Consider the following 13,580-nt stretch of genomic DNA (forward strand, 5'->3'; position numbering starts at 1 on the left):
GTGGAGAAGTTCGTTCCCAAGTTCCAGCGCTCGCCGTGGCCAGACGGCGCCCGAGTACTGCACGTGTACGCGGTTCCGGACCTGCAGGCCAACCTTCCCTTGGCTCGGCTGGTCGGCGAGTGCCGCAGCGCGATGCTGCCCTTCCCGATCACCCCGATCGGCGACGGCACGCTGCACTGCACGCTGGAGATGGTGGCCGACACCACCGCCGACAAGATCACGGCCGACGAGCGCGACGTTCTTCTCGGCGCCCTGCGCAAACACCTCGATGGCGCCAGCCCGTTGGAGATCACGGCCGGTTCCCCGGTGGCCAATCGGGTCGGGGCGTACCTGGACCTGTCGCCGGACGATGGCCTGCTCGATCTGCGGGAACGCGTCCGCGCGGCCATCCGTGAGGTCCGCGGGCCGGGCGCGCTGCTCCACGACGGCGGCCGGCCCCACATCTCGCTCGGCTACGCCTGGTCCACCGCGTCCTCCGACGAACTGCAGACCGCGCTGCGGCGGATCTCGCCCAGCCACGCCCCCGTCCGCGTCACCGCAGTACAACTCCTCGACGTCCAGTTCCAGCAGCGCCCCCGACCGAACGGGGAGACGGCGTGGGAGCTGTCGTGGGAACCGGTGGCCGAACTGCCGCTCCACAACGCCGGATGAACGTCTCCGGTGCCCCGCGCGCTGCGCGGGGCACCGGTAACGTACCGGGAACCGACCGCCGACACGGAGGGAGTCCGTGGAAACCGTGAGCACGGACAGCAGCAACGAGGCCCGCAAGCGGGCCTGGGACGCCTGCGTGGAGCTGACCACCCGCCCGCCACTGGCTCCCCGGACGCCAGCAGCCGATATCCCCGGCCAGGTCACGCACGATGCGACCGCAATCAGCCGGGCCTTGGCCGCCATCCCCGCAGACGGCCTTCCCGCCGGCGTCGCCGCAGCGGTCGGCCAGGCCCGCGACGGCCTTGGCCCCGTGCTGGAACTCGGCGCCGAACTGGAGCGCTGGTGCGCGCAGCAGGGGCCTGCTGGGGTGGGCGAGGGTGAGAGGCAGTGGCCGCTCTACGCCGAGCTCGTCACCGCCTTCGACGAGGCCCATCCCGCCTTGGAGTTGGCCTGGTTGGCGCTGGATGCCTTCGCCCGCGCCAGCTCGACCGGCCCCGCGCCCAGGGGTTGGGCGACCCTGGGCAGTCAGGTGATCCACCAGGGCCCGTTCCTGACCGTGCGCCGCGACGACGTCCGCCGGCCTGACGGGCAGGAGGGCTTCTACGAGTACATCGAGATGGCCGACACGGTACGGGTCGTGGCGCTGAACGCGGCCGGCGAAGTCGCTCTGTTGGAAGACCACTTCTATCTGCAACCCACTCATCCGGTCCTTCACCTTCCCGGCGGCGCCGTCGAGAAGGGCGAAGGCGTGCTGATCGCGGCCGGGCGCGAGCTGGAGCAGGAGACCGGGTGGCGGGCCGGTCAGCTGGAGGTGCTGGGCTGTATCGACCCGCTGCCGGGCGCGGCCCGCACCACCACCCACCTGCTGCTCGCCACCGACCTCGCCCAAGGGCGGGTCGACCGGGAGCCCACGGAAGCAGGGATGACGATGCGCTGGACGCCCGCCGCGGAGGCCGTTCGGCTGGCCCTCGCCGGCGGGATTCGGGAAGCGGGGAGTCTCGCGGCCATCCTGCTCGCCCAACCCCGGCTGCCCTCGGCACAGTTGCCGTGATCGGGACACCGCACCACGGGTTGCCCGAGCCGGGCTGGCAGCAGCGGACCGTGAAGACGCTCAGGGAGATCGCCGCGCGCGATCCGCGCGTCCGTGACCTGCGGGTCCACGGATCGGCTGGCGCGGGCGGCGGCGACGTGGATCTGTGGTCCGACCTCGATCTGGTCCTGACCACGGACCACCACCCCGCCCAGGTGGCGGAGGAGTTCGCCGGCTTGGCGTTGTCCCGGCTCGGGCCGCTCTTCACCGCCAGCCACGAGGCCACCGCCAACGGCTACGGACTGCGCCTGGTGCTCGTCGACCTCCGCCGCATCGACGTCACCGTCCGCGCAGTCGGCAACTCCCGTGATCCAGATGCGGCTGCCCCGGCGGCGGATCCGCTGGCGGAGCTGGTCGAAGCGTTCCGCTTCGACGGGGTCCTGGCCGCCGTCAAGGCCGCCCGAGGTGACGTCCTGATCGGCTCTCACCTTGCTCTCCAGCTCGCGCGTCACCTGCTCGTCGCGGCGATGATCTTGCGTGACCGCCAGAGCGGGACGACCCACCACCGCCACGGTGGCACCGTCTGGGATACCTGGGCGGAGCGCCTGGCCACGGCCCCCGCCCCCTACACCCGGTCGGGGATCACCGCGGCCATCCGCTTCCACATCAAGGAACTGGACCGACTCCTCCTTCAGCGTGCCCCGCACCTTGCCGGCGGCAACCAGCCCTTGCACGCCCTGCTGGATGCCGTCGACGCTCACGCCCCGGCCCGCCCCGAAGGTCTGGCGTGATAGACACCAGCAGCGCGGTCCCGCGGCCACCCTGGTTATCGGGCCGCAACGACCCAGCCTCCGACTCGCCGTCAGCTTCCCTCGCGCCACTGCGGACAGCCCGAACCATGGTGGCCTTACCCGATCGAGCCTAAGGTAGGACGGCGTGACCTGGAACTTCACCACGAGCCACATCGGCCACGACGGGGCCGGCAACCTGACCTTGGAGATCTGCCATCGCCGCGCCGACTACGGCAACCGGTTCGGCGGGGTGTTCTGGCTCCGCACCCCGCCGCTGCCGGACGGGACACCCGAGCTGGACGTCTGCTGCCCTGTGTGCATGGCGGACCGCGGCCTGACCGTCTCCGGGGTCTGGGGCGGCCCCGCCCGACTGACCTGCGTGTGCGCTCACTCCTGGACGCCCCGGCTTCCCGGCCTCTCACCCGAGGCCGTTCTGCGAAAGCTCGTGCGCCTGGCCCGCACATCGGATCCCGGTCCCGGGATGCCGTTGTGGCGGATGCGGGCCGACCACGACGCCAAGCCCCCGACGCCGCTCCAGCAGGCCGTCCACTCGTACGTCGTCAACGCCTCTCGCGCCCTCAATCGTCGGGAGTGGCAGTTCAGCGACCGTGAGTGTTCCGTGGCCTCCGACCTGCTGACGCGGGCCGGCTGCCGGGTGCACTGGAGCCCCGAGGAGCTTGAGGCCCTGGCGAAGCAGAAGCTCACCGACGAGGACCAGCTCAAGTGGGTCCATGAGAACCTCCAGGCGCTGGAGCACGCCAAGGCGCCTCGCGGCCGTCTCAGGCAGTTCCTGTCGGACTGCGCCGCCGCGCTGCGGCCGGCCGCCCTTCTGACCGTGGACGACCTGGAGCCCGGGACGACGTGGTCCGGCATGCCACCGGTGCTTGAGGACGCCCGCGGGGCGCTCGGCAGCGTCCACGTCGTCCTGACCGCGGGCGCCACCGGCGACGTCGATTACTGACGCCGACCGCAACCTGCCGCACCGCCCCTTGCCCTGCGAAGTGTTCGGTCGGTCCTCGGCGGCTCTGCGCCTAGGATCGACACATGGTCAGCAACGGTGGGCAAGGGTGGGAGGAAGCCCGGGCCAAGGCCCGCGAGTTCCGGTGTTTTGATCGCAATGTCCGGGATGTCCTCGCTCTGATCTACTACCTGATCGCGGCTCAGGACGGCAGCGCCCTGGACCGGTTCTCCTTGCGGTCCGTCCGCTACCGCCTCGCCGATCCGCAGCGCCTGCACCGAGACCTATCCGGGCTGCTGCCCGGTCCAGCACGTGAGGCGAGCGGGACCAGGCCGGTCGAGATCGGCTTGGCCGATCTTGCGCAGGCACGGCTACTCGAGCACGGCCAGGACTACGGCCCGTTCACCGGCCCGCCCCCCGTGGAGGGAACGATCTGGAAGCTCTGGCACGCGCTGAACGCCGAGCACGGAGTGCCGCTGGAGGACACCCTGCCGTCCGACATGGTCACCGAGGACGTGTACGGCAGGTATCAATCGAGCGGGATGACCGTCTTCGAGCACGCCGTACGCGAACTGACCGGCCAAGTCGACCAGCTTCTCCTTCCGGCCAGCGGAGCGTTGAGCCTGCAGGCCCACGTCCGGATCATCGGAGGCGTCCACGCCAGACGGACCGGCCGTCTCCGCGCAGTCACCTGGGGCACCGACGACGAGCAGCGCACCTGCACCGACGCCCCAACGGTCTTCCGGGTCGACTTCGACGACCGCCATGAAAGTGCCGACATCGCCCCCGCCGACGTGGAGAAGCTGCCCGAGTGGGACCACCGATTCGTCGTCGTCCACGCGGGCGAGCCGCTGCCTACCGAGTGGGCTGCCTCCGTGTTGCTGGCCGCCGCCGGTCCGTCGCCCGCCTGGCACGACGAAGCTGTGGAGCGCCTTCGGCGGTGGCAGGGCGGTGGACGCATAGTCGTCCTCCTCGGCTGGCCGCGGCACGGCCAGGCGCTCAGCACCGAGGAGGAGCGGTGGGTTGACTCGGCCGCCGACTGGGCCGACGAGATCATCGCTCTCGAACTCGACGACCGTTCCTCCCCGGCTCGGCTCACGCCCGACCGGCCAGTCGACGCCCTCCGCCACTCTGCGCGCCTGACCCTCGCAGCCGCCCCCGGACGCACGCCAGCCCCCGAAAACGCGCCCTCCTGGGCCCAGACCCACCGCGTCGGCGTTGCGCCCACAACCGCCGAGGCGGTCGAGGCCGCGCTGAGCCGGATCGGCGGAGGACACCGACGAGCTGCTGGGCATCGTCAAGTGCCACTTCTCGTTGCCCGCTCCGCGGCGTTCATCGGCTGGTCCGTGGAACAGCTGACGTCCGGCACGGTGCTGGAGGAAGCCCAGGTGGAGTGGGTGTGCCGCGAGGAGGGTGCCGGTGAGCCGATCTCCTGGTGGATCCTGCGCGCCCGTCTCTGGCACCAGGACCGTTCTCGCAGCGAGGAGACCGTGCTCGCGCACCCGGGCCTGCTGAGCGTGGTCGTCTACCACCCGCGGAAGCCATGGACGGACACCGAGGTAGTCCTCGTCCCTAGCCCCGCCGCCGCACGGGGGAAAACGCGCGAGTTCCTGCGCCTTCCCAGCGTCATCAACAACGTGCGCGCCGGCGGAGGCAACACCGACCGCGCCTGGTCGTTCCTCGTGGAAGGGCTCAGCCTGTACCTCGACTCCGATCGCCTGCGCGGAAGCGCGTTCCGCAACGACAGCCACCTCACCTCCGCCCGCCGCAGCGTCGTCCGCGTCGCGTTGACCGACAGGGAGTTCGACGACCTCCAGGACCGGCTGGAGCTGAGCCCAGTCGGCGCGCCGGAGGTGCACCGGTTGGCTGACCTCATGGCGAACCCGGTCTGCGACTGGGCCACCCTGGGCGCCATCACCACCGCCGTGCAGCCCAACCCGCCAACCGCATCCCTTGACCCGTGGACTGCCCGCCAGAGGATGCTGCAGTGGCGCGAGGCCGTTCGCCGGGCCACCACCCTCGCCGCTCCCCACCACGAGGGATCGGACGTTGCCGCGGTCCGGGACCTCATCGCGATGACCCTCTATGCCCTCCACCTACGCGAACGACAGCCGGTTGCCGAAGTGTCGTGGTGGACCGTGCTGTTCCACCTCCAGGACGACCAGCACGTCATCGACCTGGTGGAGCAAACGCTCCAGGACACCGGCCACGACGTGATCCCACGACTCAGCTTCAGGTCGCCCGACCAGAGGAGAGCCGACCCGATCGCCCGGCGGTGGGACCGGCTGAACCGCCCCCAGGACCCGCCTGCGGCCGGACCTCACGACGGCCCCGCTCGCAGACCCGATTCCGTTCCCGACGCATGGGACAGCCACCGCGGCGGCCGACCCGACCCGATCATCAGGGCGTGCGTCCCTCGCGCCGCAGCCGCCGTCCACGCAGTCCTGGAGGACGGTTTCACCGAGCGTCAGCGCATCCGCGTCACGGCCGGCCCGTACGAGGGTCGCGCCGGCTTCATCCAGCGCCCCGTCTGGAGGCTGGACCGCGAGACCTTGCAGATCGCGGCGCCCCCCGCTGCATACGTCGTCGACCTCGACGACCTCGACGACGCGGCAGAGATCAACACCGGCCAGCTCGCTAGCCACACGGACGGACGCAGCCGGCCCGGAGCCCCGCCTGCCACGCCGAACGGCCCGGCCGCCGATCCGACGGCGCGATAGGGTCAGGCTTCGGCGTTGGCCCCAACCTGGCCCGCCGGACGCCGTTCTCCGAGGTCGTCAGCTCCCAGCAGCTCGGCCGGACATCACGGCGCCACCGAAGGCTACGGGAGGGAAACTCGGTGAACGATCTCATGAGCCAGCTGCCCCGTCCGCTGGTTGAGCGGATGGGCCGGATGAGCGGCATGGCGCTGCGCGGCGTCATCGCCCTGGTCGACGAGGAGCCGGACACCTTCGCCGCTCTGGTGGACAGAATCGGCACCTGGGACGACGATCCGGGACGCACGCCGTACCCGAGGCCCCGCTACCAGTTCGCCGTCACCGAGGCGCTGCGCGTCGTCAACAACGGCTTCACGGCTATCGAAGAGCACGGCCCCCTCCTCAACGAGGCGGTGGTGGAAGGCGCTCGGCCGCTGATCGAGTCGTTCGCGCCCGCGGAGTTCCGCGACGCCGCCCTGCAAAAGCTCGCAACCTTCCCTCCCGGCACGGAGCCGATGGACCTCTCCGGCGGCGACGACGTCGGGCCCGTGGACTACGTCGTCGCCGCGGCAGCGGCGGCGTGGATCGCCAACGGCGCGGGCGGGCGGGTGGCAATGCAGCAGAACCTGCGGCTGGCCCTGTTGAAGGAGGTCCGCCGCGCGGAGAGCGTGGCCACCGGTGCACCGGAGCGCGAACAGGTCAACGACGTCAGCGACGCTGACGCGCTCGCTCTGCTCGCTGCCTTGTACGACGAGGACTATGTCCGGCTGATCCCCGGCCCCCGTGACCGCGGTCCCTGGGAGTGGGACATGCTGGCCGTCCTCAAGGCACACCTGCTGGAGACCCCCGCCGACGCCACCACCCCTGAACAAGCCCAGGCGCTCAAGGCCAAGCTCGTGACCATCCTGCAGGCCGCCGTGGCCACGGTCGAGAAGCCGAAGGCGCCCATGGTGCGCCCGGTCGGCAAGCGGGTCCAGCCCAAGCGCCAGCCGAAGAAGAAGCGCAACGGCAAGTAGTCGGCGAGCTCAGGGTTAGCCGGATGCCGGCGTCAGGTCTTCTGCCCGGCCCGGCGGGGATCGTCGCATTGGGCCCCCGGGCGGACAGCGGAAATTCCGTTGCCCGCTCGGGCCAGCTGACGATTCCATGGCCCAATGGAGACGACAACTCCCTTGGCTGTCAGCAGCTTTCACCGTGACGGCTACTGCGTTGTGCCCGATGTCCTCACCGCCGAGCAGGTGAGCCACTGGCGTTCGGCGCTCGCGCGGCACGTTGCGGCCCAGCCACCCGAGCCCAGCCGTACCGGTCCGTACTTCCTGTGGCCGACCCTCGCCGACCACTCCGACCTTCGCGCCCTCTACGAGGAAAGTGGCATCGGCGACGCCGTCCGCGCGTTTCTACGTTCCGACCTCACCTTGCCGACCCCGGAGGTCGCACAGCTGGCGCTCACCCTGCCGCCACACCCGCACCACCCCGGTGCCCCTCACATCGACGGCCTCACCCCCACCGAGGACGACGGCCGCCCCGGCACGTTCACCGTCCTGGCCGGCCTCCTACTCACTGACCAGCGCCAGCGCAACCGCGGCAACCTCTGGGTCTGGCCAGGCACACACCTCAGCACGGCAGCGTGGCTGCGCCACCACGGCGCGGACGCGCTGCGCGACGCCACGCCCTACCCGCCCGTGGACCTGCCCACCCCGTTGCAGGTGACCGGCACGGCCGGAAGCCTGGTCCTCGTCCACTACCTGCTCGCCCACAACATCGGCGGCCATTTTGGTGCCGCTGGCGACGAGCGCCGCGAGACCGTGTACTTCCGGTTGCGCGCCGTCAGCCACCGCGAACGCTGGCGCGAGGTCGTGACAGACCCGCTGTTGGAGTTCGCGCTGCCGGATCAGACGGGAGGCTCCGTCACGGACGCCGGGCGATGATCGCCTCTGTGCGGATCGTCTGCTCAAAGGTGCCCGCCGGGTCGAAGGCCAGCAGGGCGTCGCGGACGTCGTTCACGAACGCCTTCGCGTCCGGGCCGAGCTGGCGGGGGCTGCTGTAGCTGTAGGAGAGCTGCAGGCCGGCCACCTCGTCCGCGGTCCGGGCGATCGTCCGGTCCCAGTGCGCGGTCTCGATCCGCGAGAATGCGGAACGGGCCAGCACGTCCTGGTGGCGCTCGGCCGGGTGGGTGTAAGTGCCGCGCCCGGCTCGGCGCTCCGGCCCGAGGTACCGGACCCGGACTTCCCTGATCGTGTCCAACCAGGGCGGCGGGGCGATGTCGCCCGGACCGCCGCCGGAGGCCAGCACGATCGCGCCTCCGTCGTCGATGAGGGCATCCAGGTCCTGGGCGACGGAGGCGCGGTCCATCCAGTGGAAGGCGGCTCCTACGGTCACCAGTCGGAGCGGCGGCAGGTCCATGCTGGCCAGTTGTGACGCCTCGCCCAGGCGCCATTCGATGTTGGTCACGCTGCCCGCGGCGGCGAGCGCTCGGGCCTCGGCGAGCATGCCCGGTTGCGGATCGATGGCGATCACCGAGTTCACCATGCGGGCCAGCGGGAGGGCCATCGCTCCAGTACCGGCGCCCAGGTCCAGTGCCCACCCGGTCCCGTCGAGGCCGAGGCGCTCGGCGACATGGGTGAACAACCGCTCGTCGTAGCCCGGCCGGTAGGCCGCGTAGTACGGCGCGGTGCCGTCGAATAGCTCTGCTGGCTCAGTACTCATGTCCGCCACGCAGCCATCCTGCCACCGCCGCCCAGGCCGCATCGGTCGAGCTCCGCCCCTTGGAACGGAGCGGCGGCCGAAGCGTCCTCCTCCTGGCATCTACGCCGTGTTCCGCGAGGCACGCGGGCGCAGGAAGTGGAGGAGATCTGCGGTGATCACGCGATAGCTGCCGCCGACCTCCACGACGGTGACTGGGTAGCGGCCCTCCCTGACCATGCGGTATCCGACCGTCCGGCCGAGCGAGAGCAGCTCGTTAGCCATGGACAGCGGAATCGCCGGCGGGAGGGCAGCGAGAGCTTCCGGCGAGTACTTTCCCGACCGGGCAGTCCGGACTGCGTTCACGGCAACTTCTCTCCCAAGCGATGTTCTCTGTGCGAGAAACATCTATCACATCTGCCCTGGACGAAGAAGATGGCTCATGTATTCTTCCCTTGTGACAGAATCCAAGGAGCAGTGGCCGGCGGCGCTGACGGCGCGGATTGCCCAAACGGTCAAGACGCACCGAGTCCAGCGCGGCATGACAACCAGCGACCTCTCGGCAGCGTGCGCGGCACGAGGCGTGCCGATCGCCGCGAACACCATCACCAAGATCGAGAAGGGTTTGAGGGACTCACTCAAGGTGGAGGAGGCCCTCGTTCTCGCCCACGCCCTCGATCTGCCGCTCGTGGCGCTGCTCATCCCGTTGGAGGGCCGGACCGACGTCGATCTCCTGCCCGAGGTGACCCTGTCCATCTGGCAGGCAGCGGCATGGGTCACCGGCGAGGACTACCTCGGCGAAGCGCCACAGCCGGGGACGGCACGAGCCGTACTCGCCGCCTTCCGCGAACACGACGTCGACGTCCGCACAGCGCTGATCTCCACCCGCGAAGCCCACAGCCGCCGCCTCCAGGCACGCCAGGCCCTCGGATCGGCCCGCTACGAGCAGTTGGCCCGCCAGGCGGACGAACTCGACCGCCTAGCCCACGAGGACTGCACCCGCCTCAAGGCCGTCCGAGAGCAGATGCGAGCCGACGGACTCCAGCCAGCGCCCCTGCCCTCCGCACTCGATTTCGTCGACTCGGCGAGACCAGCACCGGCCGATAGCTAACCGTTCGCATCTACTTCAGCCAGCCCCGAGGACCACCGACATGCCCCGATCCTCCGCACACCCTCCGGCTCTCGCCCCGCGCCCGATTCCCACCACAGGACATGCGGCATGAGCGGCCTTCAGCCTGTCGGTCGAACCGCCGCAGAACACGGGGACGGCACAACACGCCCTTCGGCCGTCGATCTGCTCCACAGCGGCTGGTACACCGCGGAGGAGCTCGCGCCGCTCCTGACGGTCGATCCGTCAACCCTTCGCCGCTGGCGCAACGCCAGGCCCCCGCAAGGGCCTCCCTTCGTGCGCCTCGCCAACCGGACCGTTGTCTACTCCATCCCCGACACGCAGGCATGGCTCCTGTCCCAACGAATAGTCCCCGCAGAATCGGAGGCCGCCTAGCTTGGCTGACACCCCCGTGATCGTCCCGATCGCAATCGACCTGACCGACGACATCGAGTTCCGGGCGGACCGCCGTCCCGACTTCCGCTACCGCGCGCGCGTTCGTTGGTGGGATCCCAACGGCGGCGGGCGGAAGTCGTTGTCCAACTCCGTTGCCTCCGAGGATGAGGCGAAGGACTGGATCGACCGTCTGCGCAAGGCGGCCAGACGCGGAATCGTTCCGTCGCTCTCGAACGTGACGTTGGCGGACTACGGGGACAAGAACTGGGACCTGGCCATGCGCGGCCTGGAGCCGAAGACCCTCGACCCCTACCGCGCCGGCTGGAAGCTGCGTGTCGTCCCCACCATGGGCCACGTCCCGGTGGTGTCGATGACCAACGGGATCACCGACCGGGCCCTGAACACTTGGATCTCCGACGAGGTCGGCAAGTCCTCCGTCAAGAACACCCTTGCTCCCCTTGTCCGGATCATGGAGCAGGCCCGCCGCGACGGACTTATCGACCTCAACCCCTGCCGGCTGACCGGCTGGCAGTCCCTGTACAAGCAGTACGAGGACGAGCTGGACAACCCGCGTGCCCTCGCGCTGCCCGACTGGGACACTCTCGAGGCCCTCGCCGAGGCGCTCGTGGCCCGCTCCCACGGCAACTACCGGATCTGGGGCGACGTCGTCCGCTTCGCCGCCTGCACTGGTGCGCGCATCGGTGAGGTCTCCGGGGTCCGGGTCCGGGACATCAACCGCTTCGACTGGACCTGGGAACTACTGCGACAGACCACGCCGGGCCCCGGAGGGCTGACCGACAAGGGCACCAAGGGCAAGCGCAAGCGCACCGTCCCGATCATCGAAGAGATCCGCGATCTGGTGACCTGGCGCCTCACCGTCGTCGGACACGACCCGATGGCACGGCTGTTCACCGGCCCTCGCGGTGGCCGTATCAGCACCGCGGTGCTCCGTGACGCCACCCACTGGGACGAGGTCGTCACTGCGCTCGGGTACCCCTGGCTTCGCCGCCACGGCCTGCGGCACACCGGTCTCACCTGGCTCGCCGACGCCGGCGTGCGCCTGCACGTCCTCCAGCGAATCGCCGGACACGGGCAGATCACGACGACCCAGCGGTACCTCCACCCGTCGCACGCTGACTACATCGAGGCCGGCAACAAGCTGAGCACCCACCTCAGCGGTGGTCGGGACACAGCCTCGGCGGTTCCGGATCCCGAGCCCGAGGCCCCTGGCCGTCGTCTCTACATCGTCCGCTGAGCTGGTCCGCTGGGTCCTCCATCCGTGTCGCGGTGCCCGGACGGAGGACCCAGCGCTTCAACCCAGGCACTCATCGTGGGGAGCGGTCACTCGTGACGGAACCCTCGCTGTGGATCGCGTTCTTCGCCGAACGGCTCGAACCAGTCATCCGGGTTGAGGTTTACGGTTCCCAGCTTCTGACTGATCTCGCTGTCGGCATCATCGACGCCGTCAAGACTGCGGTCGAACAGCAGCAGGACGTCGTGGTCCTCGAACAGGAGGTCCAGGCAAGCCTCCCAGTCGAAGTCGTCCTCGCTGACTGGCAGCTCATGCACAAGGTCCGTGATCCGGTTAGGGCGGTCACGCAGCAGCGTCTTGGCCTGCCGGATCGCCAGATGCAGAGCCATCTCCTCGCCGGTGCACCGCGGGTAGGGCGTCTTCCCTGCATCGAGATCAGCCCGGAGATCATCGAACGCGCGGGCCATGTGCTTGCGCCAAGCACGGGGGCGATGGAACGTCAGCGACGGCAGCTTTGCAAACAGGCCGGCGGCTCCTCGGGCCAGGGGCTCATCGTCCAGTGCCACGACCTCCTCCCAGGCCTGCTGTGACAGATCCTCCAGGGCCGCCCGCAGTACGGTGGCGGTGCGCGCACTCAGCTGCCAGTTGTCCTCGTCAACCTCCTCGTCCGGGCCTTCCTCCCAGCGCTCGGCACGCCGTCTTCCAAGCCGCTCTCTCACCTGTCGGCTGGCCTCCTCGCAGGCGGCGAGCGCGGTGTCAATCAGTCGCAAGCGGTCGCTGAACTCGAACGCCTGGAGCAGCGCACCCCGCCTTATCGAGAAGCTCGCCTCCCTCGAGGACGAACGTCGATCGGGGGATGACGATCGTTCCGCAGTCACCGGCGAGCCGGTCGGCGGCACTCGCCACCACCGCAGCCGCGACCAGCGGAGTATCGTACGGCGCCGCCAAGTCGAGATGCTCGATCACGAGGAAATCCCCCACCGCCATCTCGACAGCGCCGTCGAACCTCTCGTTCGGGTCGCCGTCCGGCGTGAGGAGTTCGGAGGCGATCACAGCGAGCAGCGAACTCTCGTCCCTGAGACGATCGCTGAAGTTGCCGACACCCCATGGCCGACAGCGACTGACGCCCAGTAGCCCGACCTGACCGCCATCGGCATCGGTCACATTCACGCGCCAATGGTGAACATCATCTGTGCCGGGATCCAGCAATCGGTAGGCATGCTGGAACTCCATCACGAGGCCGGACGGATCCACCTGCCTTGACGCCCCGCCACGCTGTTCGGCCATTGCATCAGCTCCTTCAACCGTCCCCTGCGACCGCCTGCGTCGGAGGATACGGCCCGCGCATAGCCTGCAGCCTCGCGATGGAGCCCTGTTCACCCGACGTGACTACCCGAACCGGGGGCAACGGCCTGGGATCCCAACCGGCTCGGGCGACCGAGGTCGGGTGTACCCGGTGGGTAGACCGTCCCGGTACCGGCTCGGCCGAGGTACTCCCGCTCGGTGCGGGGCAGCAGTCCTCGCCTGCGCCAGTACTTGAGCTGGGTGGCGCTGACGGGCACCCGTCGGCTGCGGCGAGGCCCACAGGTCGCGGTCGGCGCCGCTCAGCGTGGTTCGTGGCATGCGGGAACGCTACAAAACAGGCTCACGTACCTTCTCGCCGCCGCGTGAGGAGGTGGAACCACCTCACCTCCCGAGATCGGCCAGCGGCCGACCGTTGAGGAGTCGCGATCGAGGCTGTTCGATGACTGTTCCTCGACGACCATCACCAAGGCTTCCAGTGCCCCCGATCCTGTGATTCACGCCACAGGGGCGCATCCGCCGACAGGGTCTCCCAGTGAAGATCCGAGACGCCGAAAGGAGCTCACCGGATCAACGGCAGGCCGGGTTGGCCGCCCCAGTATCACCAGCCTCGGACACACCCCGCCGCCAATAGCCGCGACCTATTGGTACGCACAAGGACCATCAAGGCCCTGCATGCCCGCCTCGCGATCCAGGGTCGACCATTCGCCCCGGACG

General features: G+C 69.7%; 13 protein-coding genes. 9 read left to right on the forward strand and 4 right to left on the reverse strand.

All coding sequences use genetic code 11. From position 1 onward, the window contains the following. From ACFXAM_RS03775 to ACFXAM_RS03805, 7 genes are all read left to right on the forward strand, one after another. On the forward strand, window positions 1-651 hold the full coding sequence (locus tag ACFXAM_RS03775; RefSeq protein WP_380287380.1) for a 2'-5' RNA ligase family protein: 651 nt from the start codon (window positions 1-3) through the stop codon (window positions 649-651). A gap of 76 nt (window positions 652-727) precedes the next feature. Further along, the gene (locus ACFXAM_RS03780; protein ID WP_380287381.1) at window positions 728-1,702 is read left to right on the forward strand and encodes an NUDIX domain-containing protein; all 975 of its coding nucleotides are present in this window, start codon (window positions 728-730) and stop codon (window positions 1,700-1,702) included. 50 nt (window positions 1,703-1,752) lie between these two features. Further along, entirely contained in the window at window positions 1,753-2,472 is a 720-nt protein-coding gene (locus ACFXAM_RS03785) for a hypothetical protein (protein WP_380287382.1), read from the forward strand. 145 nt (window positions 2,473-2,617) lie between these two features. Further along, window positions 2,618-3,433, forward strand: a complete 816-nt coding sequence (locus tag ACFXAM_RS03790; protein ID WP_380287383.1) for a hypothetical protein — start codon at window positions 2,618-2,620, stop codon at window positions 3,431-3,433. Between the two features lie 83 nt (window positions 3,434-3,516). Then, window positions 3,517-6,150, forward strand: a complete 2,634-nt coding sequence (locus ACFXAM_RS03795) for a hypothetical protein (protein ID WP_380287384.1) — start codon at window positions 3,517-3,519, stop codon at window positions 6,148-6,150. A gap of 119 nt (window positions 6,151-6,269) precedes the next feature. Further along, window positions 6,270-7,142, forward strand: coding sequence for a hypothetical protein (locus tag ACFXAM_RS03800; RefSeq protein ID WP_380287385.1), 873 nt, complete (start codon window positions 6,270-6,272; stop codon window positions 7,140-7,142). Between the two features lie 153 nt (window positions 7,143-7,295). Beyond that, entirely contained in the window at window positions 7,296-8,051 is a 756-nt protein-coding gene (locus tag ACFXAM_RS03805; RefSeq protein WP_380287386.1) for a phytanoyl-CoA dioxygenase family protein, read from the forward strand. Here ACFXAM_RS03805 and ACFXAM_RS03810 read toward each other — a convergent pair. Next, on the reverse strand, window positions 8,032-8,829 hold the full coding sequence (locus ACFXAM_RS03810; protein WP_380287387.1) for a class I SAM-dependent methyltransferase: 798 nt from the start codon (window positions 8,827-8,829) through the stop codon (window positions 8,032-8,034). The genes ACFXAM_RS03805 and ACFXAM_RS03810 overlap by 20 nt on opposite strands. 99 nt (window positions 8,830-8,928) lie before the next feature. Beyond that, window positions 8,929-9,090: a hypothetical protein gene (locus tag ACFXAM_RS03815; protein ID WP_380287388.1), complete on the reverse strand. Its 162-nt coding sequence runs from the start codon at window positions 9,088-9,090 to the stop codon at window positions 8,929-8,931. Window positions 9,091-9,262: 172 nt separating this feature from the next. Here ACFXAM_RS03815 and ACFXAM_RS03820 point away from each other — a divergent pair, with 172 nt between their 5' ends. Then, window positions 9,263-9,916 carry an XRE family transcriptional regulator gene (locus tag ACFXAM_RS03820; protein WP_380287389.1) on the forward strand — a complete coding sequence of 218 codons (654 nt, stop codon included), beginning with the start codon at window positions 9,263-9,265 and terminating at the stop codon, window positions 9,914-9,916. Window positions 9,917-10,310: 394 nt separating this feature from the next. Beyond that, window positions 10,311-11,564, forward strand: a complete 1,254-nt coding sequence (xerC, locus tag ACFXAM_RS03825; RefSeq protein ID WP_380287390.1) for a tyrosine recombinase XerC — start codon at window positions 10,311-10,313, stop codon at window positions 11,562-11,564. A gap of 86 nt (window positions 11,565-11,650) precedes the next feature. On the opposite strand, the gene ACFXAM_RS03830 is transcribed toward xerC, so the two are convergent. After that, window positions 11,651-12,331, reverse strand: coding sequence for a hypothetical protein (locus tag ACFXAM_RS03830; protein WP_380287391.1), 681 nt, complete (start codon window positions 12,329-12,331; stop codon window positions 11,651-11,653). Then, a complete protein-coding gene (locus tag ACFXAM_RS03835) occupies window positions 12,318-12,848 on the reverse strand; it encodes a hypothetical protein (RefSeq protein ID WP_380287392.1) in 531 nt (176 codons plus the stop codon). Before ACFXAM_RS03835 ends, ACFXAM_RS03830 begins: the two co-directional genes overlap by 14 nt. Window positions 12,849-13,580 lie beyond the last annotated feature (732 nt).

Origin of the sequence: Kitasatospora sp. NPDC059462, assembly GCF_042749955.1 — a bacterium.
In the GTDB taxonomy this organism is placed as follows: Bacteria; Actinomycetota; Actinomycetes; order Streptomycetales; family Streptomycetaceae; genus Kitasatospora.